Source organism: Actinomadura madurae, from assembly GCF_047130825.1.
In the GTDB taxonomy this organism is placed as follows: Bacteria; Actinomycetota; Actinomycetes; order Streptosporangiales; family Streptosporangiaceae; genus Spirillospora; species Spirillospora madurae.
This window is the reverse complement of the sequence record NZ_CP083237.1, coordinates 5,862,951-5,882,004: the sequence shown is the minus strand read 5'-3', so window position 1 is coordinate 5,882,004 and position 19,054 is coordinate 5,862,951. Positions and strand designations below refer to the sequence as shown.

General features: G+C 75.6%; 16 protein-coding genes and 1 pseudogene. 14 read left to right on the top strand and 3 right to left on the bottom strand.

Features of this window, described 5'->3' with window-relative positions; translation table 11 throughout:
• Positions 1–245 precede the first annotated feature (245 nt).
• The 8 genes and pseudogenes from K8Z49_RS26620 to K8Z49_RS26585 all read left to right on the top strand — a co-directional run.
• A complete protein-coding gene (locus K8Z49_RS26620; protein ID WP_412515507.1) occupies positions 246–1,661 on the top strand; it encodes an exopolysaccharide biosynthesis polyprenyl glycosylphosphotransferase in 1,416 nt (471 codons plus the stop codon).
• Positions 1,658–2,953: an O-antigen ligase family protein gene (locus K8Z49_RS26615; RefSeq protein WP_412515506.1), complete on the top strand. Its 1,296-nt coding sequence runs from the start codon at positions 1,658–1,660 to the stop codon at positions 2,951–2,953. The genes K8Z49_RS26620 and K8Z49_RS26615 overlap by 4 nt, the downstream gene beginning before the upstream one ends.
• Positions 2,950–4,632, top strand: coding sequence for a lipid II flippase MurJ (locus K8Z49_RS26610; RefSeq protein WP_412515505.1), 1,683 nt, complete (start codon positions 2,950–2,952; stop codon positions 4,630–4,632). Before K8Z49_RS26615 ends, K8Z49_RS26610 begins: the two co-directional genes overlap by 4 nt.
• Positions 4,604–5,281, top strand: coding sequence for a polysaccharide deacetylase family protein (locus K8Z49_RS26605; RefSeq protein WP_024934240.1), 678 nt, complete (start codon positions 4,604–4,606; stop codon positions 5,279–5,281). The genes K8Z49_RS26610 and K8Z49_RS26605 overlap by 29 nt, the downstream gene beginning before the upstream one ends.
• Positions 5,278–6,411, top strand: coding sequence for a glycosyltransferase (locus K8Z49_RS26600; RefSeq protein WP_412515504.1), 1,134 nt, complete (start codon positions 5,278–5,280; stop codon positions 6,409–6,411). Before K8Z49_RS26605 ends, K8Z49_RS26600 begins: the two co-directional genes overlap by 4 nt.
• A complete protein-coding gene (locus tag K8Z49_RS26595; protein ID WP_412515503.1) occupies positions 6,398–7,096 on the top strand; it encodes a hypothetical protein in 699 nt (232 codons plus the stop codon). Before K8Z49_RS26600 ends, K8Z49_RS26595 begins: the two co-directional genes overlap by 14 nt.
• Entirely contained in the window at positions 7,093–8,223 is a 1,131-nt protein-coding gene (locus tag K8Z49_RS26590) for a GNAT family N-acetyltransferase (protein ID WP_024934243.1), read from the top strand. The genes K8Z49_RS26595 and K8Z49_RS26590 overlap by 4 nt, the downstream gene beginning before the upstream one ends.
• Positions 8,216–9,169, top strand: a pseudogene (locus K8Z49_RS26585) (glycosyltransferase); the annotation flags it as partial. The gene K8Z49_RS26590 and the pseudogene K8Z49_RS26585, both read left to right, overlap by 8 nt.
• 107 nt (positions 9,170–9,276) lie before the next feature.
• On the opposite strand, the gene K8Z49_RS26580 reads toward K8Z49_RS26585, so the two are convergent.
• Complete coding sequence (locus K8Z49_RS26580; RefSeq protein WP_412515502.1) at positions 9,277–10,422, bottom strand: glycoside hydrolase family 26 protein; 1,146 nt, start codon at positions 10,420–10,422, stop codon at positions 9,277–9,279.
• 222 nt (positions 10,423–10,644) lie between these two features.
• Here K8Z49_RS26580 and K8Z49_RS26575 point away from each other — a divergent pair, with 222 nt between their 5' ends.
• Both K8Z49_RS26575 and K8Z49_RS26570 read left to right on the top strand, forming a co-directional pair.
• Positions 10,645–11,871, top strand: a complete 1,227-nt coding sequence (locus K8Z49_RS26575; protein ID WP_412515501.1) for an ATP-grasp domain-containing protein — start codon at positions 10,645–10,647, stop codon at positions 11,869–11,871.
• Positions 11,872–11,898: 27 nt separating this feature from the next.
• On the top strand, positions 11,899–13,149 hold the full coding sequence (locus K8Z49_RS26570) for an FAD-dependent oxidoreductase (protein ID WP_024934245.1): 1,251 nt from the start codon (positions 11,899–11,901) through the stop codon (positions 13,147–13,149).
• Positions 13,150–13,226: 77 nt separating this feature from the next.
• On the opposite strand, the gene K8Z49_RS26565 is transcribed toward K8Z49_RS26570, so the two are convergent.
• Entirely contained in the window at positions 13,227–13,478 is a 252-nt protein-coding gene (locus K8Z49_RS26565; RefSeq protein ID WP_024934246.1) for a hypothetical protein, read from the bottom strand.
• A gap of 359 nt (positions 13,479–13,837) precedes the next feature.
• On the opposite strand from K8Z49_RS26565, the gene K8Z49_RS26560 reads away from it, so the two are divergent.
• From K8Z49_RS26560 to K8Z49_RS26550, 3 genes are all read left to right on the top strand, one after another.
• On the top strand, positions 13,838–14,737 hold the full coding sequence (locus tag K8Z49_RS26560) for a hypothetical protein (RefSeq protein ID WP_412515500.1): 900 nt from the start codon (positions 13,838–13,840) through the stop codon (positions 14,735–14,737).
• Between the two features lie 195 nt (positions 14,738–14,932).
• A complete protein-coding gene (locus K8Z49_RS26555; protein ID WP_412515499.1) occupies positions 14,933–15,844 on the top strand; it encodes a chaplin family protein in 912 nt (303 codons plus the stop codon).
• Between the two features lie 99 nt (positions 15,845–15,943).
• The gene (locus K8Z49_RS26550) at positions 15,944–16,516 is read left to right on the top strand and encodes a class E sortase (RefSeq protein WP_024934248.1); all 573 of its coding nucleotides are present in this window, start codon (positions 15,944–15,946) and stop codon (positions 16,514–16,516) included.
• A 43-nt stretch (positions 16,517–16,559) separates the two neighbouring features.
• Here K8Z49_RS26550 and K8Z49_RS26545 read toward each other — a convergent pair whose 3' ends face one another.
• Positions 16,560–17,555 (bottom strand): matrixin family metalloprotease, encoded by a 996-nt coding sequence (locus K8Z49_RS26545; protein ID WP_021600235.1) that lies wholly within the window; start codon positions 17,553–17,555, stop codon positions 16,560–16,562.
• A gap of 352 nt (positions 17,556–17,907) precedes the next feature.
• Here K8Z49_RS26545 and K8Z49_RS26540 point away from each other — a divergent pair, with 352 nt between their 5' ends.
• Entirely contained in the window at positions 17,908–19,035 is a 1,128-nt protein-coding gene (locus K8Z49_RS26540) for a DUF2382 domain-containing protein (RefSeq protein ID WP_412515498.1), read from the top strand.
• The last annotated feature ends 19 nt before the right edge of the window (positions 19,036–19,054 follow it).

The following is a 19,054-nucleotide window of genomic DNA, read 5'->3' as shown; positions in this document are numbered from 1 at the left end:
CGTGACGGCCGGCTCTCCGGGACCGACGCACTCTCTAGACGTCCATGGTCCCGCGAAGGTTGGCCTTCCGGGGCCGATTCGCAGGATCTTTCTCGCTCCGGATCCGGCCTGTCGATCTTCTGCTCAAGTCTGTGGCGGCACCGGTTAAAGGCGGCGATTCGCGCCGTGACCGGCTGCGATTCTGTTCCGTGGCCGCCGGTGACGGCCCCCGCGACGTGAGTTCTTGCCTGTGAAAGGGACGCGCGATGAGAGCCCAGGGGCTGACCTCCGCCATCGAGCCGGGCGCGGCTCCTCCGGAGCTCGCCGCGGCGGCGGACGGGACGGCCGTCCCGTCCGGGGGCGCCGGTCCGCGGTTACTGGCCGGGCTGTGCCCGGTCTGCCTCGCCCTGCTGGACGGCTGGGCGATGGCCGCCGCCGTGACGCTCACCCGGGGTGGCTTCCTCGCCGGCCCGGCCGCGTTGGCGATCATGCTCCTGAACGCGTCCGCCGGGCTGTACCGGATGCGCCGCAGCCCCTCCCTGCTGGCCGACCTGCCGCCGCTGCTCGTCCGGGCGGCCCTCGTCGGCGCCGCCGCGGCGGCGCTCCTCGCGGACCCCGCGGCCTGGCCGTGGATCACGGCCGTCGCCCTCACGGTCCAGGCGGGCGGGCGCGCCTGCGTGAACGCCGCGGTCAGGACGTACCGGTGCCGCCGCTCCAGGGCGCGGCCGGCCCTGGTCGTCGGCACGGGCGCCATGACCGAGCACGTCCTGGAGGTCCTGCGGGAACGCGGCGAGTACGGGCTCGCGGCGGTCGGGCAGGTGACCGCGGGGCGTCCGCCCGGTCACCCCGGCGCCGCGCCCCTGCTCGGGGACACCTCCGACCTGCCCGCGATCGTCACCGAGCACCGGATCGGCACGCTGGTCGTCGTCGCCGAGGACGTCCACCCCCACCGGCTGGACGCCGTGCTGCGCGTGTCGTTCGGGCTGCCCTGCGAGACGCTGCTCGTCCAGCCGCCGTCGGACGTCGTCCCGGTGGTGCCGGCGCGGCGCGAGTACCTCGCCGGGCTGCCGTGCGCGCGGGTCGGCGGCCCGCTGCACGACCCGGCCGCCCGGCGCGCCAAGCGCGCCCTCGACGTCATCATCGCGGTCCTGGTCCTCGTGCCCGCGCTGCCGCTGCTCGCGGTGTGCGCGGCGGCGGTCCGGATCGAAGGCGGTCCCGGCGTTCTGTTCCGGCAGCGGCGGATCGGCCTCGGCGGCGAGGAGTTCGTCCTGCTGAAGTTCCGCACGCTGAAACCTGCGGACGAGCACGAGGCCGACACCCGCTGGACGGTCAAGAACGACGGTCGGATGGGACGGGTCGGCCGCTTCCTGCGGAACACGTCGCTGGACGAGCTGCCGCAGCTGTGGAACGTCATCCGCGGTGACATGAGCCTCGTGGGCCCGCGCCCGGAGCGCCCGCACTTCGTCGACCAGTTCTCCCGCACCTGCCCCGGCTACACGCTGCGGCACCGCGCCCCGGCCGGGATGACGGGCTGGGCGCAGGTGCACGGGTTCCGCGGCGACACCTCCATCGAGCTGCGGGCGCGGCTCGACAACCACTACATCGACCACTGGTCGGTGGCCGCCGACCTCCGGATCCTGCTGCTGACGGCGCGGGCGATGCTCTGCCGGGACTCCGGATGACGGTCTGCGCGCCGGCGGCGCCGCTCGTCGCGAGGGCGGTCCCGCGGCGCCCGAGCTGGCTGGTCGCGGTGGCCGTGGCCTGCGTCGGGATCCCGCCCGGCGACGCGGCGTCCGGGCCGGGCGTGCAGGTCACTGCCGGGGACGTGGCCAGCGGCGGGCTCGTCCTGGTCGCCGCTTTCCTGCTGGTCACCGGCCGGGTCGCGATGCCGCGCCGGGCCCCGCTGGCGTTCGGGCCGCTGATCGCCGCGCTCGGCGCCAGCACCGTCCACTCGGCCGACATCGGCGCCAGCCTGGCCGGGTTCGTCCGCGACCTCCAGGTCTTCGTGCTGGTGCCGCTGGCGGTCGTGCTGCTGCTGCGGGACCGGCGCGACCTCGCGATCGTCTGCTGGGCGGTGCTCGGCCTCGGGCTCGTGGAGGCGGCCTACGGGATCTGGCAGGCGGGCACCGGCAACGGCGCCTCCATGGGTGGCCAGAGCATCCGGGCCGTCGGGACGTTCGGCGCCCTCGACGTCATGGCCATGTCGATCGTCGCCGGGTTCGCGTTCCTCATCCTGGCCGCCTTCGCGCTGTCGGCCCCCGGGCGCGGCGCCGCCGCCGTCCCGGCCGCGCTGGCGGGACTCGCGGTGCTGGCCGCCGCGCTGGCACTGGCGCTCAGCCGCGGGACGTGGATCGCGCTCGGCGCCGCCGCCGTCCTCATGCTGGTGCTCTTCGACCGGTGGACGGCGGTGAAGGTGCTGGCCTGCTGCGGCGCGCTGGTGGTCGTGCTGGCGGGCGTGGCGGGCGGCGGGTCGCAGGCGGTCGTCGAGCGGTCCAGGTCGATGGTGGGCTCGATCGTCCATCCCGACCGGTCCGTGGACGACCGGTACGAGCTGTGGGCCGCCGCGGTCCGCATCTGGGAGGACCATCCGGTCGCGGGCGTCGGCGTGAAGAACTTCCCGGCCTACCGCGACACCTACGCCTCGATCGAGCTGTCGTCCGGCAGCGAGACCGCCGACCCGGTGAACGGGTACGTCCGGCAGCCGCTCCTGTCACCGCACAACCAGTACCTGCTGTTCCTGTCCGAGCAGGGAGTGGTGGGCCTCGCCGGGCTCCTCACGCTGCTCGGCGCGATCGTCGCCGGGCTGTGGCGGCGCCGCCGCGCCCGCGACCCGTTCTGGCTCGCCAGCGTCGCGCTGATGGCGTTCCTGCTGGTCAACTTCCTGTACGCGGACCTCGGCGGGCCGACCTGCCCGCTCACCGCCGTCGTCCTCGGCATCGCCGCCGCCCGCGCCATCGGGGCGGTCCGCGGATGACCCGGGCCGGGACGGGCTCCGTCGGCCGCGCCGCCGCGCTGTCGGGCGTGCTCATCGCCGCCGGCACCGGGCTCGGGTTCCTGCGCGACCTCGCGATGGCGCACCTGTTCGGCGCCAGCGGCAGCACGGACGCGTTCCTGGTCGCCTGGACGATCCCCGAGACCGTCTCGCCGCTGCTGATCGAGGACGCGATGGCGCTGCTGATGGTGCCCGCCGTCACGCGGCTGCTCGCCCGCGGCGACGGCCCGCGCCCGCTCGCCGCCACGACGCTGCCGCGCATGGTGCTCGGCCTGTCGCTGGTCACCGCCGCCCTCGCCGTCTTCGCGCCGCTCGTCGTGGACGTCCTCGCGCCGGGGCTCCCCGAGCGGGGCCCGGCCGTGCTCTGCGTCCGGCTCACCGCCGTCACCGTCGTGACGTTCGGCGTCGCGGGCTTCATGAGCGCGGTGCTGCGCGCCCACCACACGTTCGGCCCGCCCGCCGCGATCTACCTCGCCTACAACGCCGGCATCCTCGCGCTGATCGCTGGCTTCTCCGGCCTGATCGGCGTCACCAGCGCGGCGGTCGGCGTGGCCTGCGGCAGCGTGCTGATGGTCGCGGTCCAGGCGCCCGCCTTCGCCCGCTGCCTGCGCGCCGCCCCGGCACCGGCCCCGGCCGCCGGCCCGGACATCCGCCTCGGGCTCGCGGCCGTCGCGCCCGTCGTCGTCTACACGGTGACGCGGCAGGCGCAGGTGTTCGTGGAGAGGTTCCTCGGGTCGGAGCTGCCCGCCGGGTCCATCTCGCACCTGAACTACGCGCAGAAGGTCGCGCAGGTGCCGATGGTGCTCTCGCTGCTGATCGTGACGGTCACGTTCCCGAGGCTCGCCCGCGCCTCGGCGGACGGGGACACCGCGCAGGTCGCCCGCCGCATCCGGCAGGACATCCTCGTCGCGAGCGCGATGGTGCTGGCCGCCGCCGCGTTCCTCGTCGCGTTCGCGCCCGCGATCGTCCGGGTGCTGTTCGAGCACGGCGCGTTCGGGCCCGCGGACACGGCGAGCACCGCGTCCATCATGCGCGTCTACGCCCTCGGCCTGTGGGGGCAGACCGCCGTCGGCCTCGCCGCCCGCGCGTTCTTCGCGCAGCGGCGGCCGACCTGGCGCCCGGCGGCCGTGATCGCCGCGGGCCTGGCGGTCACCGCGGCGATCGGCGGGGCGTTCGCCGCGTCCGCCGGGACGATCGCGCTGGCCGCCGCGAACGCCGCCGGGATCACGCTCGCCGCCGTCCTGCTGCTGGCCGGGCTGCGGCGGGGCGTCGCGCCGATCCCGCTGCGCCGCGTCGCCGCCGAGGTGTCCCGGCTCGCGCTCGCCGCCGCCGGTGCCTGCGCGGCGGGCCGCCTCGCCGCCGGGGCGCTGGACGGCTCCGACCTCGTCCAGCTCGCCGCGGGCGGAGCCGTCACCACCGCGGCCTTCGCCGTCCTCGCCGTCCTGGCGGGACCCGGCCTCGCCTCTCCATGGATCGCTTCCGGGCCGCTCCGCGCGCGTGCCCGGCGCGGCCGCATCGAATCGGGGGATACCAGTGAGCCAGCCGACAGAACCAGCGCACCTGACGGAGACGACACGGCCGGCCGAGCCGGCGCCCCCGGCCGGGGAGATCCGGCCGGCTCCGCTGGTGCTGATGTACCACTCGGTCGACCACTTCGATGAGGACCCGCACCTGGTCACGGTGTCGCCCGCCCGGTTCGCGCGGCAGATGGCGTGGCTGCGGGCGCGGGGCCTGCGCGGCGCCGGCATGGGCGAACTGCTGGCCGCGCACGCCGCCGGCCGGGCGCGCGGCCTCGTCGGGCTCACCTTCGACGACGGGTACGCCGACTTCGCGACGCGGGCCCTCCCGGTCCTCGTGCGGTACGGGTTCGGCGCGACGACGTTCATCGTGTCCGGGCGGATCGGGTCCTTCAACGCGTGGGACGACGGCCCGCGCAAGCCGCTGATGACGGCCGACCAGATCCGGATGGTCGCCGACGCCGGCATGGAGATCGCCTCGCACGGCCGCCACCACGTCTCCCTGCCGGCCACCGACGAGACCGAGCTGCGCGAGGAGCTGGAGGAGAGCCGCGCCGTCCTGGAGGACCTCATCGACGGCCCGGTGACCGGCTTCGCCTACCCCTACGGGCACGCCACCGCCCGCGAGGCCGAGGCCGTGCGCGCCGCCGGGTACGACTACGCCTGCGACATCAGCCCCGAGCAGCCGGGACGGCACGCGCTCGCCCGCACCTACATCGGCGACCGGGACGGCCCCCTGCGGCTGCGCGTCAAGCTCGTCCGCCACGAACTGCGCCGGCGGAGGCGCGTGTGACCAGGGTCCTGCACGTCATCACCGGGCTGGAGCACGGCGGCGCCGAACGCCAGCTCGTGCTGCTGCTGCGCCACCTGCCGGTGGCCTGCGAGGTCGCCACCCTGACCCGGACCGGCACGCTCGGCGCGGAGATCCGCCGATCGGGCGTCCCCGTGCACGAGATCGGGATGCGCGGCAACCGGGACCTCGCCGCGCTGCCCCGGCTCGCCCGGCTGATCCGGCGCGGGCGGTACGACGTCGTCCACACGCACCTGTACCGGGCATGCGTGTACGGCCGGATCGCCGCCCGCATGGCCGGCGTGCCCCGCGTCATCGCCACCGAGCACTCCCTCGGCGACGGCCACATCGAGGGACGGCCGACGACCCGCGGCGTCCGGGCGCTCTACCGGGCGACCGAGCGGCTCGGGTCCGCGACGGTCGCGGTGTCGCCCGCCGTCGCGGCCCGGCTGCGCGGCTGGGGCGTGCCGCCCGGCCGGATCGCCGTCATCCCGAACGGCATCGACGCGGCCGCGTTCGCGTTCGACGCCGCCCGCCGCGCCGCGACCCGCCGCCGCCTCGGGATCGGCCCGGCCGAGCCCGTCGTCGGCGCGCTCGGCCGGCTCGTCCCGACCAAGCGCTTCGACCTGCTGATCGAGGCGGTCGCGCGGCTCGGCGGCGTCCGGCTGCTGCTGGTCGGCGCGGGCCCGGAGCGGGCGGCGCTGGAACGGCTGGCGCGCGACCCGCGCGTCGCCGGCCGCGTGATCTTCGCCGGGGGGACGTCGGACGTCGCGGGCGCCCTCGCCGCGATGGACGTCCTCGCCGCCCCGTCCGTCCAGGAGACGTTCGGCCTCGGCGTGCTGGAGGCGCTCGCCGCCGGGCTCCCCGTCCGCTACACGGCCTGCCCCGCCCTCGACGGCCTCCCGCCCGGCGCCGCCCCGCAGGCCCGCCGGCTCCCCACCGACGCCGGGATCTGGAGCGCCGAGCTCGCCCGCGTCCTGCGCGCCCCCCGCGACCGCACCCGCGTGCCGCCGGCCGTCGCCCGGTACGCCATCGCCGAGCGCGCCGCCGAGCTCGCCCGGCTCTACCGCCCCGAGCCGCCCGTCCGCGGAGCCGCACCGATACGAGAAAGGGTTCGTGATGCCGCCACGTGACGCCGACAGGAAGCCTGAGACCGGGGGGCGGGCCGGGACCGCCCGGCGCCTGCGCGGCCGGCTCGCCGCGCTCGCCCGGCGCGCCGGCCCGTCCGCCGCGCTCGTGCTCGCCGGAGGGCTCGGCGGCCTCGGCTACGCCCTGTTCACGCCCAGCACCTACACCGCGACGTCGTTCGTCATGGCCGTGGACGAGCGCGACGGCGGCGCCGGCCCGGCGGCGGTCAGCTTCGCGCAGGCCTTCGGGCGGCTCGCGCCGCTCCCGGAGACGCTCCAGTACTCCTCGATCCCGCTGCCCAAGGGCGCGGCGGGCGCCACCCGCGAGCACATCCAGGCGTCCACCTCGCCGGACACGCCGCTGATCCGGCTGGCCGGCAGCGCCCGGACGCCCCGCGACGCCGCCGCGTACGCCAACGCCGCCGCCGACGCCCTCGTCCGGTACGGCAAGACCCACCACGCCGAGACGGGCGTCCGCGTCGCGCTGATGAACCTCGCCACGCGGCCCGCCGAGCCCTCGTCGCCGAACCTGCCGCTCGGCGTCGCCGTCGGCACCGCGTCCGGGGTCCTGCTCGCCGGGCTCGGCGCCGCCCTCGGCGGCGGGCGCCGCGGGCGGGGCCGCGAGCGCGCGGAAACACGTCCCGCCACCGCGCCGGGTCCCGCGGCCGAGCGGGCGGAGGTGGGCTCGTGACCGCGATCGCCCCACCGTCGCCGGTCGACGCCCCGGCCGCCGAGTGGTCCGCCGAGGTGCACCGGGACGAGCAGTCCCTGGTCGGCCTCGCCGGCGAGCTGCGCGACCTCTACGACCGCAGCCCGGCCGCCACGCCCTTCCAGACGTACGAGTGGTTCAGGTCGTGGTGGGGCTGGTACGGGACGCGCGGGCGGCTCCGCCTCGTGACCGTCCGCCACCGGGGCCGGCTCGTCGCGGCGGCGCCGCTGATGGCGGCCACACGGCACGGGTTCCCGGTGCTCGTCCCGCTCGCGGCGGAGCAGAGCGACTTCACCGACTTCCTCCTCGACCCCGTCTACGCGGACGGCGCCGTCCGGCACCTCACCCGGGCGCTGCTGGACGAGCGCGGATGGTGCGCGCTCGACCTCCGCGAGGTGCGGCCCCGCTCGGCCGCCCACCTGGTCGCCGACCGGTGGCCGCGGCGGGCCTGGCGGACGCCGTCGTCGGTCTGCCTCGAACTGCCCGCGACCGACATCGACGACGTGCTCGGACGGCTGCCGCGCCGCACCGCCGGCAAGATGCGCGCCAAGCTCCGCAAGATCGACGTGCGCGGCATCACGGTGGAGAGCGTCCCGGCGGAGCGGGCCTCGGACGCCGTCCACGCGCTGCTGGACCTGCACCTCTGGCAGTGGGAGGGCCGCCCGGTCAACCCCGAGCACACGCGCGACCGGTTCCGCCGCCACCTGGCCGAGGCGGCGGACGGGATGGTCCGCGACGGGCGCGCCGCCGTCCTGCAGTACCGGTGGGACGGGCGGCTCGTCGCCAGCGACCTCCTCCTCATCGGCCACCGGTACGTCGGCGCCTACCTGTACGGCGCGATCCCCGACCTGCGGTCCTGCCTCGACGTCACGCTGATGATGCTGCGCCAGGACCTCGCGCTCGCCCGCGAGCGCCACCGGCAGGGCGTCAGCCTGCTGCGCGGCGACGAGCCCTACAAGCTGAAATGGCGGCCGGCGCCGGTCCGCAACGAGCGGATCATCCTCGGCAGGTCCGCGCCCGCCGCCGCGTTCGCCGGGCTCGCCCGCGCCCGCGCGCACCTGTCGGAGCGGCGGCACGCGGGGGACGGCCGGCCGGCCGGCGATGGCTGACCGGGAGGCGCGCGGCCCGCTGCGGGTCCTGCACGTCAGCCAGCCGAACGGCGGCGGGGTCGCCGTCTACGTCGGGCAGGCGGCCGGCGACCAGCGCAGGCGCGGCTGGGAGGTGGCGGTCGCCTGCCCCCGCGGCGGCGACCTGCCGGAACGGTGCGCGGCGGCCGGCGTCCCCTGGTTCCCGTGGGACGCCCGCCGCGCCCCCGGGCCCCGCACGCTGCTGGAGGCGCGCAGCCTCCGCCGCCTGGTGGCGACCTTCGCCCCGGACGTCGTGCACCTGCACTCCGCGAAGGCGGGCCTGGCCGGGCGGCTGCCGCGCCGCCCGCGCGGCACGCCGACGATCTTCCAGCCGCACGGCTGGTCCTGGCTCGCCGCGACCGGGCGGCAGGAGGCCCCCAGCCGGCTGTGGGAGCGGCTCGCGGCCCGCTGGACCGACGCCCTCGTCTGCGTCGGCATCGGCGAGCTCCAGGAGGGCATGCGCGCGGGCGTGCGCGGGGAGTACCGGGTCGTCCGCAACGGCGTCGACCGCCGCCGGTTCCGGCCCGCCGACGGCGCCGCCCGGCTGGCCGCCCGCGCCCGGCTCGGGCTGCCCGCGACCGTCCCGCTCGCCGTCTGCGTCGGCCGCCTGACCAGGCAGAAAGGGCAGGACGTCCTGCTCGCGGCCTGGCCGGAGGTCACCGCCCGGTGCCCGTCCGCGCGGCTGGCCGTCGTCGGGGACGGCGAGGACCTCGACGCCCTGCGCGGCGAGGCGGTCGCCGGGGTGTCCCTCGTCCCGGCCGTCGACGATCCGCGCGACTGGCTCGCGGCGTCGAACGTCGTCGTGCTGCCGTCGCGGTGGGAGGGGCTGCCGCTCACCGCGCTGGAGGCGTTCGCCACCGGACGCCCCCTCATCGGGACGGACGTCCCCGGCATCACCGAGCTGCTCCGGCCCGGTCTCGGCGCGCTCGTTCCCGCCGAGGACCCCGCCGCGCTCGCCGCGGAGGTGGCCGCGCGGCTGCTGTCCCCCGGCATCGCCGAACGGGAGGGGCTGGCGGCGGCGTCCGCGGCCGAGGCCTATGACATCTCCGGGACGGTGGCGCTCCTCGCCGCCGTCACCCGCGACGTGGCCGGGGCCGGCGGCGCCCCGGACGAGCCCACCGCCGGGACGCGGGCGGTGGCCGGCGGCTCCGGCCATCCGGGCCTCGCCGGCGTCGGCGCCGGCGCCGGCGCCTTCCAGGCCGGGGACGGCGCCGGGACGAACGGCCCGGACGGGGACGGCGGCGGAGCCGTCACGCCGCCGAACAGCTCCCGGTAGGCGGCGGCCGAGCGCGGATTGCCGCCGCACGACCAGACGCCGTGCGGGCAGTAATCCGTGATCGACTGGTAGGCGACGTCGTGCGACATGATCCAGTCATGCATTCCGCGGACATATTCCGGGTTGTCGGAATTGCGGAACAGCCCCCATTCGGGGAACGAGATGGGCTTGCCGTGCGCGGCGGCGAAATCCGCGTGGTCGCGCAGTCCGTAAGGCTCGTCCACGAAACTTTGGAAGGACTTTCCCGCCGGCTGGTCGTAACTGTCCGATCCGATGATGTCTACGACGTCGTCGCCCGGATAGCACTGCGTCCACGGAATCGCGTCCCGCCCCCGAGACGGCGCGAAGTCGAAACGCAGGCGCGTGCCCGGGACGCCGCGCATCGCGGCGACGATCCGCCGCCAGTAGGTCTTCCACGCCTCCGGATCGGGCGCGCACCGGCCGGCGTAGGCCTCCCCGTTCATCTCCCAGCCGGGGACGAGGACCGCGTCGCCCGCGCCGGCCGACACCAGCCGCCGCGCGAGGGCCCGGTAGTGCCCGTCGAACACGCCGCGCGCCCCGGCGCGCAGCAGCGAGGCGAGCACCGGCCGCGGCAGCCACGTCTCGTTCGGGGCCATCATCGGGACGTTGACCACAAGCATCCGGCGGGGGTCGGCCTCCTTCCAGCGCGCCCACGCCGCCAGCAACTCGCGCGGCCCCTCGATGTCGTCCCAGTCGTCGCCCGGCAGGTAGGTGCGGCCGACGGTGACCGTGGAGCCGAGCCAGCGCTCGAACGGGCCCAGCCGGGCCACGCCCTCCCCGCCCGAGCCGAGAAAGGCCCCCAACGGCACGTAGGGCGCGGTTCTCTGGGCCGACCGGAGTTGCGGCCAGGTCGCGAATACCGGCGCGATCAGCGCGACCAGCATGACGGACGCGGCCAGAATGGGAGGGAGTGGACAAAAGCGCGATGCCCTTTTCCACTGGCGCCCGGAGTGGTGCCCGGCTGGATGGATAATGTCGCCGCTCATGCGTATCGTATGCCCTGGGACGTCCGCCGCGAAAAAGCCGCCGGAGCGGGCGATGGCAAAATTTACCACCGGGAAAGGGACGTCGTGCACCGCAATATGTGGAATCGAGCCTGAACGAAAATGACGCGCCTCGATCCCGGCCTTCCCGTGCTGCTGCTGCGCACCGACCGCAACCCGCTCCACCACGGGACGCTCGCGGCGATCCGCAGCCTCGGCCGCGCCGGCGTCCCCGTGCACGCCATCCTCGAAGGCGACGCCAACCCCTCGTCCCGGTCCCGCTACCTGTCCCGCGCGCATCCCTGGGCGCCGCCCCCCGGACGCCCGGACGAGCTGCTGGACCACCTGCGGGCGGTCGGCGAGCGGATCGGCCGGCGCGCGCTGCTCCTCCCGATGGACGACGCCGGGGCGATCTTCGTCGCGGAGCACGCGGCGCCGCTGGCGTCCCGCTTCGTCTTCCCCCGCCAGGACCCCGCCGTCCCCCGCGGCGTCGCCGACAAGGCCCGGCTGCTGGAGGCCTGCGAGCGGCACGGCGTCGCGTGCCCGCCGAGCCGCATGCCGCGGTCCGCGGCGGAGGTCGACGAGGCCGCCGCCGACCTCGGGCTGCCGCTGATCGCCAAGTGGGCGCGGCCGTGGCGGCTCCGCCCCGGCCTGCGCAGCACCACCCTGGTCCGGACGGCCGGCGAGCTGCACCGGCTGTTCGCCGCCACCCGAGACCGCCGCCCGGACGACGCCTCCGGCGGCGGCGCGGGCCCGCTCATCCTGCAGCGGCGCATCCCGCCGTCCGGCGGCGACTGGTTCTTCCACGGGTACTTCGACGAGGACCTCGCCTGCCTGTTCGGCGGGGTCGGCCGCAAGCACCTGGCGCACCCGCCGCACGCCGGGCACACCGTCGCGGGCGAGTGGGTCGACGACCCGGCGCTCGAACGGCTCGCGGCGGGGATCGTCCGGCGCTTCGGCTGTCGCGGCCTGGTCGACCTCGACTTCCGGCTGGACGCCGAGCAGGGCGTCCACCACCTGCTGGACTTCAACCCGCGGATCGGCGCCCAGTTCCGGCTGTTCACCGACCGGATCGGGCTCGACCTCGCCCGAGTCCTGCACCTCGACCAGTCGGGGCGCCCCGTCCCGGCCGCGCGGCCGGCGCCCGGCCGCCACCTGCTGGTGGAGAACCACTACCTCCGGCGATCGGCGCGGCGCCCCCTGCCGCGCCCGAAGCACCTGCGGGAGACCCTCCGCCCGCTGAGAAGGGCCGACGAGCTCGCCTGGTACGCCGGCGACGACCTCCCGCCCTTCCTCGCCATGGGCCGGCAGAGCGCGCTCCGCGCGGTCGGGCGGCTCCGCACCGGGTAACACCACGAACACACGGGGGAATGGAACATGAGCGACTCGGCATGCGACGTCGTCATCGCCGGCGCCGGGCCCTACGGCCTGTCGACCGCCGCCCACCTGCGGTACCTCGGACTGGACGTCCGCGTCATCGGCGAGCCGATGCGCTTCTGGGACGCCAACATGCCGGAGGGCATGTACCTGAAGTCCGAGCCCTTCGCGTCCAGCCTGGGGGCGCCGCAGGAGGGCCTGCGCTTCATCGACCGCCACCGCGGCTGGCGGGTCGGGCACCCGATCCCCCTGGAGACCTTCGTCGAGTACGGGCGCTGGTTCGCCGCCGAGGCCGTCTCCGGCACCGAGGACGCCGAGGTCGTGAGCGTCGGGCGCGGCGGCCGCGGCGGGTTCGCCGTCGCGCTGTCCACGGGCGAGCGGATCGCCGCCCGGACCGTCGTGGTCGCCGTGGGCGTCGGGCCGTTCGCGCACATCCCGGACGAGCTGGAGGGCATGCCGTCCTGGCTCGTCTCGCACAGCAGCGCCCACAGCGACCTCGGCCTGTTCGCGGGCAAGGACGTCGCGGTCGTCGGCGCCGGGCAGTCCGCGCTGGAGACGGCGGTGCTGCTCGCCGACGCGGGCGCGCACCCGCACCTGCTGGCCCGCAGGCGCGAGCTCGACTGGAACACCGTCCCGGAGGAGCGCCGGTCCCGGCGCTCCGTGCTGCTGGAGGGACCGCGGTCCGGGCTCGGCACCGGGTACCGGACGTGGCTGTGGGCCGAGCGGCCGGGGATCGTCCGGTACCTGCCGGAGCGGACCCGGCGGAAGATCGTCCGGGAGACGCTCCCGCCGGCGGGAGCGTGGTGGCTGCGCGACCGGCTCGACGACCGGATCCGCGTCTCGACCGGTCGGCACCTGTCGAAGGCCGTCGAGCTGGACGACGGCGTCGCCCTCACCACCGTCGACCGGAACGGGCGGCGCCTCGTCACCGAGGCCGAGCACGTGATCGCCGCGACCGGGTTCGTCCCGGACGTGGAGCGGCTCCCGCTGCTCGCGCCCGAGCTGCGCGCCCGCATCAGGACCCGGGCGGGCGCGCCGGTCCTGTCCCGCGACTTCGAGGCGTCGGTGCCGGGCCTCTACTTCGCCGGGCTCGCCGCCGCGCTCACGTTCGGGCCGGTGATGCGGTTCGTGCACGGCGCCGGGTTCGCGGCCGGGCGGATCGCGCACCACATCTCCCGGCGCGGGCCGCGCCCGAGCATGCCGCCCGTGCGGGCGGAGAGCGTCCCGGAGGCGGACGTACCCCGGCGGTAGGACATCGTCACCCGGCGGTCAAGGTTTGTCCCCCGGCCGGCGGCGCACCGCGGCGGTGCGGTGCCGGCCGGGGCGGGTCAGGCCCAGGGCGGCCGGGCCCGGCGGCGGGCGCGCTCGTCCCGGGCGGTGGCCCTGGTCCACTCCCAGCGTGAGTACAGCGTCCACGCCGAGGACCATCCGCGCTTGGAGAAGGTGCTCTGACCGGCGGAGACGCGGGACAGAACGATCAGTTGGGCCTCGTTGCGGGTCACGAAGCGGTGGGTCTGGCGACGGGGGCGGTGATGGCGCGCGGGCAGCAGCCGCGCGATCGCGGACGAGGGGTCGGGCATCGGAAGCTCCTCGCTCGGACGGCCGCCGCGGCCGTCCGTTCACCGAATGTAGCGCACTCGATACCGTCCGCCATGCTTCCTCCGGTCATCGGACGGCCCGGCCGGTGCGCCACGGTCCCCGGGAGGGCGACGAAGCCCCCGACGTCCGGCGAAACGGAGAATTCTCGTAAAAAGGAATGCCGGGCGCTGGAAACCCGTCCACGGTAAAAGTGGAATTAATGCGCCGGTAAACGATTCGAGGACACGCAGGGAGAATTCGAAATCGTTCCGTGATCACCGCCGCCGCGGTGCTACCTTCATGCCGACCGGAACCAGAAACCGGATGCGAACACCGGCGGCGGCGACAAGGAGAACTGGCAATGCGGTCCCTACCGATCCAGCGCGGGGCAATTCGCCCGCAGGATCGGTGCCGGTATGCCATCGTCCCCGTTCTCGCCCGTGTCGCCGCCGTCGCGGGTTTCGCGTTCGCCGGCTGGATCGCGCTCTCCGCGCTCACCGAGACGGCGTTCGCCGACGAGCCGGCGCCCCGGCCGCAGCAGGCCGTCCATGACGCCGTCTTCGGCGACGGCGCCATGGAGCCGGACGACCTGTCCACGCTCCGGCACCTCTCGCCCGGCCACGGCCGGGACGCGGCGGACCCGGCGGAGTCCCTCTCCGGCGACCTCCGGGAGGCCGGCGACGACCCCGTGGAATACCTCGGGTCGCGCAAGCGGGACGTGCTCGACGACAAGGACCGGGCCGTCCAGCGGATCGAGGAGCTGACCGCCGCCGCGGGCGTCCCGCGGCTGCCCGCGCCCGAGGTCCGGCCCGACCGCCCCGTCATCGGCGAACTCGTCCAGCAGATGACCGGCCCCGAGCACGCCGCCCCCGAGCACGCCGCGCCGGCGGACGCCGGTGCGCAGCCGGGGGAGGACGCCGACGCCGGCCACGCCTCCGACAAGGGCGGGCCCGCCACCACGCGCGCCGGTCACACCAGCGCGCCCGAGACGTTCGCGGGCGCCGCGCCGGACGGCGACGGCGGCCACTGCGCGGCCTGCCGCGGCGGCGACCGCGCCCCGGTGCGGGACCCCGCCCTGCCGTCCGGACAGGACGGCCCGCGCAGCGCCGGCTCCGGCGGCGGGCACCCGTTCGTGCCGTTCGCCGACCTGCTGACCCGGCAGTACCCCGCGGCGCCTTCCGCCGCGGGCGCGGGGACGTTCCACCGCACGGCGCTGTCCGACGTGGCCGCGCCCGGCGGCCCGTCCGTCGTCCCCGACTAGGGGTCTCCCACAGCCGTCCGGCCACCGCCCGGCCGGCCGCGGCGCGGCCGCGTGCGCGAAGCACGCCGCCCGCCCCCTTTCACCAGACCTTCCTCTGAGGCAACGGCCGACCACCGGCCGCTGCCGGGCTGCGCCCACCCGGACGGTGCCGCGCAGCGTTCACCACCGAGATCGAAGCAACGACAGGAGAAACTCATGCGCAAGTGGGCGAAGAGCACGAGCCGCGCGGCCCTGGTGGCCGCGGGAGCCCTCGTCGTCGGAGCCGCCTTCGGCTCCGGGCCCGCCGGCGCCGCCACCCTGCACGGCGGCGGCCACGACGGCAAGGTCCGCATGGAGACCTCGCACAACTTCGGCGTCCTGAACGGCAACCAGGTGTTCGCGCCGATCAGCATCCCCGTCGACGTGTGCGGCAACGCCATCGCGATCGCCGGGATCAGCCGGGCCCAGTGCAAGGGCGGCGCGACCGTCAAGAACTCCGGCGGCCGCAACGTGAAGATGGAGAGCGCCGGCAACTTCGGGATCGGCAACGGCAACCAGGTGTTCGCGCCGATCAGCGTCCCGGTCGACGTGTGCGGCAACGCCGTGGGCGCGCTCGGCGCGGCGCAGGCCCAGTGCAAGGGCGGCGCGACCGTCAAGAACTCCGGCGGCCGCAAGGTGAAGATGAAGAGCGCCGGCAACTTCGGGATCCTGAACGGCAACCAGGCCTACATCCCGATCAGCGTCCCGGTCAACGCCTGCGGCAACGCCGTCGGCGCGCTCGGCGCGGCGGAGGCGCAGTGCAAGGGCGGGGCGACCGTCGACAACGGGCACAAGACCGCGCCGCCCACCTACCGGACGCCGAAGAAGCCGAAGCCCTACAAGCCGTCCAAGCACCGCCCGGCGGCCGAGCACACCAAGCTGCCCTCGACGATGCGCGCCGACGGCTCCCGCGTCGCGCGTCCCGACGCCGGCCACCGCACCGCGGACGCCGTGCCCGGCGTGCGGGGTGTCCTCGACACGATCAAGCGGCCCGTCAAGACGTCCGGCGTCGGCGTCGAGCCGGGGCGGATCGCCCCGCGCCTGGCCAAGGGCAGCGTGCCCGTCGCGCTCGGGTCGCCGCTCTCCTGACCTGACATGGTCCGGACCAGGGTGACGACCCGCGGCCGGACGACGGCGGAAGGGGGCGGCAGACGTGCCGCCCCCTTCCCCATGCCCGCGGAACCCCAGATGGAGGAGAGAACCATGCTCGGCCGGAAGTCCCTCTGCGCGGTCGCCGTCGCCGCGTTCTGCGCGCTGCCCGCCGTCTCCGTCCCGCCCGCGCAGGCCGCCCCCGCGCGCGGCACGGCCGCGGTCGCGGCCACCGCGGCCCGGCCGCGGACGGGCACGGTGATCGCGCGCCTCCAGATCCGGCGGATGGGCCTGAAGACCCTGGTCAGGCAGGGCGTCGGCCGGGCGGTGCTGCGGCGCGGCGTCGGCCACTACCCGGGGACCGCGCTCCCCGGGCGCGAGGGCAACACCGTCCTGCTCGGCCACCGGACGACCTGGCGGCACCCCTTCGGCGAGCTGGACCGGATGCGGCGCGGCGACCGGATCGTCCTGCGCGTGGGCCGGCGGACCTACGTGTACCGGGTCCGGCTCAAGCGCGTCATCAAGCCCCGGGACCGGCGCGCTCTGGAGCCGGTGCCGTTCCACCGCGGCAGCGCCCCGGACGGCCGGTACGTCACGCTGATCACCTGCACGCCGAAGGGATCGGACCGGCGCCGCCTCGTCGTCGTCGGCAAGATCGCGTCGAGGCGCTGAGTCGCGGCGCGAGCGCCGCGCGCCGCCTCCGGCCCGCCGCCGGTCAGCGCCCGCCGTAGAGCGAGATCAGCCCGGCGTGGTCGCCCTTGCCGAGCGTCGCGGCCCCGTCGTCGCAGGCCCCGATGGACGGCGCCATCGTGAGGTCGGAGTGCTGGGACCCGCTGACGTGGTCGAGGCCGAGGACGTGGCCCGTCTCGTGCGTCGCGACCGCCTCGACGGAGTAGGAGCCCGGCCGGCACGTCCCGCCCGTCCACCACTGCCTGTCCTGCGTCTGCAGCGCCATGTCCGTCTCGACCATCCGCGTGCCGCTGAACCACATGCAGGTCGCGGCGAGCACGTTGCGGCCCGCGCCCGGCATGGCCAGCCAGCCGAACGTGTTGGCCCGGTCGCGGGCGCCGCAGGCCGCCCCGCCGGTCAGGTTCGGCGGCCGGTTGCTCTGCCCGGCGTAGTTCTCGTGCACGTTCGGCTGCGGCGTGAACCGGCCCCCGCTCACGCAGTCGGTGCGGGCGTTGACCATGTTCGAGACGCCCTTGGCGATGGGCGCCAGCGGCAGCCCGGAACCCCCCGCGTGGTAGTGCCACTGGACGGTGTGGCCCCGCGGCCACCTGGCGGGCTCGGGACGGTACGTGCCGTCCTGGCACGCGGCCACCGCCGCGCGGGCCATGCGCGGCCTGCCCTGCGGCACCCGCCCGCTCCGGGTGCGGATGGTGATCTTGCCGGTCCGCCGGTCCACCCGGATGTGCAGCTCGGAGCCGCCGTTGGTGTGCAGCTGCTGCGCCACCAGCGAGGTCCCGTCGGTCGGCACGACCGCCGCCAGCCCGTTGCCGCGCACGGTCCGGCCGCGCAGGTCGCAGTCGTCGATCCTGATCGTGTGCGGCAGCGTCCGGACGGCGAGCGCCCCGACGGCCTTGCACCAGGCCGGTGGTCGCGGGGCCGCGGCGGCGGTGGCCGTCGCGCTGGGCGCCGTGCAGGCGAGTGCCGCGGTCACCGCGGCGGTCACGGCGCCCGCCCGCCGGGCCGCCGTTGAGAAGTCGCGCATTCCAGTTCTCCAATGTTCGGAACTTACCCTCGCAGTCTTTGCGCGGGCGGGGGAAAGGAAAACCGACGCCGACTAAAATGATCACCATCTCGGGTGGGATGCCATTCGTGAATGGGGGAAGTCGTGGCTGTTTGTCGAGAATTGTCGACAGGGATCGTTCGGGGGTGGGCGTAAGTATTCGGTAAATCGTTGCCTATAATCCTGTAAACGCGTTTATAGCTGGCGTGCAGGGAAAAGCAGGAGGTAATCCGGCAACTCGGGATCAACAGAACAACCGCGACCGAGTGGCGGGCACCACCTCCCCCCGGCCCCCCGCCGTCCGGGAGCGTTCACGGAAGCGGAGGTGCTCAACGTGGAGACGCAGACGCAGGTGCGGGAACTGATGGGCATGAGCGTGACCGACACGAACGGGACGAAGGTCGGCACGATCAAGCAGGTCTACCTCAACGACGACTCCGGCTCGCCGGAGTGGGTGACCGTCCACACCGGGTGGTTCGGGATGCGCGAGAGCTTCGTCCCCCTGTCCGGCGCGCGCAAGAGCAAGGACGCCCTCCAGGTTCCGTACGACAAGGAGACCATCAAGGGCGCTCCGAACGTCGACGCCGACGAACACCTGTCGCATGCCCAGATCGTCGACCTGTACCGGCACTACGGCGTCCGTCCTCCGGGTGGCCGGCGCTCCGGTGGCGAGACGGGCACGTCCGAGGCGTCCGGTGACCGTCGCATGGCCGGTGGCGAGAGCGGTGAGGGCAAGGCGGCCGGAGCCGCCGGCACGGCCGGTACTTCCGAGACCGGTACTTCCGAGGCCGGGGGCACTTCCGAGACCGGGGGCGCGGGCGGTCCGGCGGGTGCCGCCGGGACGGCCGGCATGGCGGGCGCCGCCGGGATGGCGGTGCACCCCGAGAAGGGCCGGCGCGGGACGACCGAGCAGCCCGCGGGCCAGTCGAGCACGGGCCAGTCGAGCACGGGCCAGTCGACCACGGGCCAGTCGAGCACGGGCCAGTCGACCACGGGCCAGCAGCCGGGCGGCCGGGCGATGCCGGCGCAGTCGCCGCGCGAGGGCGCCGAGGCCCCGATGACCGAGATCACCCGGTTCGAGGAGCAGATGCGGATCGGCACCGAGCGGCACGAGGCCGGCCGCGTCCGGGTGCACAAGTGGGTCGAGACGGAGACGGTCGAGCGGACGATCCCGGTCTCGCACGAGGAGCTCAAGGTCGACCGCGAGCCGATCACCGCCGGCCGGCCGGACCCGAAGGTGACCATCGCCGAGGAGGACCAGGAGATCATCCTCTACGAGGAGCGCCCGGTCATCGCGAAGGAGACGGTGCCGGTCGAGCGCGTCCGGCTGCGCACCGAGCAGGTGCAGGACGAGCAGACGATCCGCGGCGAGCTGCGCAAGGAGCGCATCGAGGTCACCCGCGACGACGGCACGCGCGCCGGCGGCGAGCGCGGGCGCGACCGCGACCGTCCGGCCACCTGACCGCGGGGCCGCACCGGCT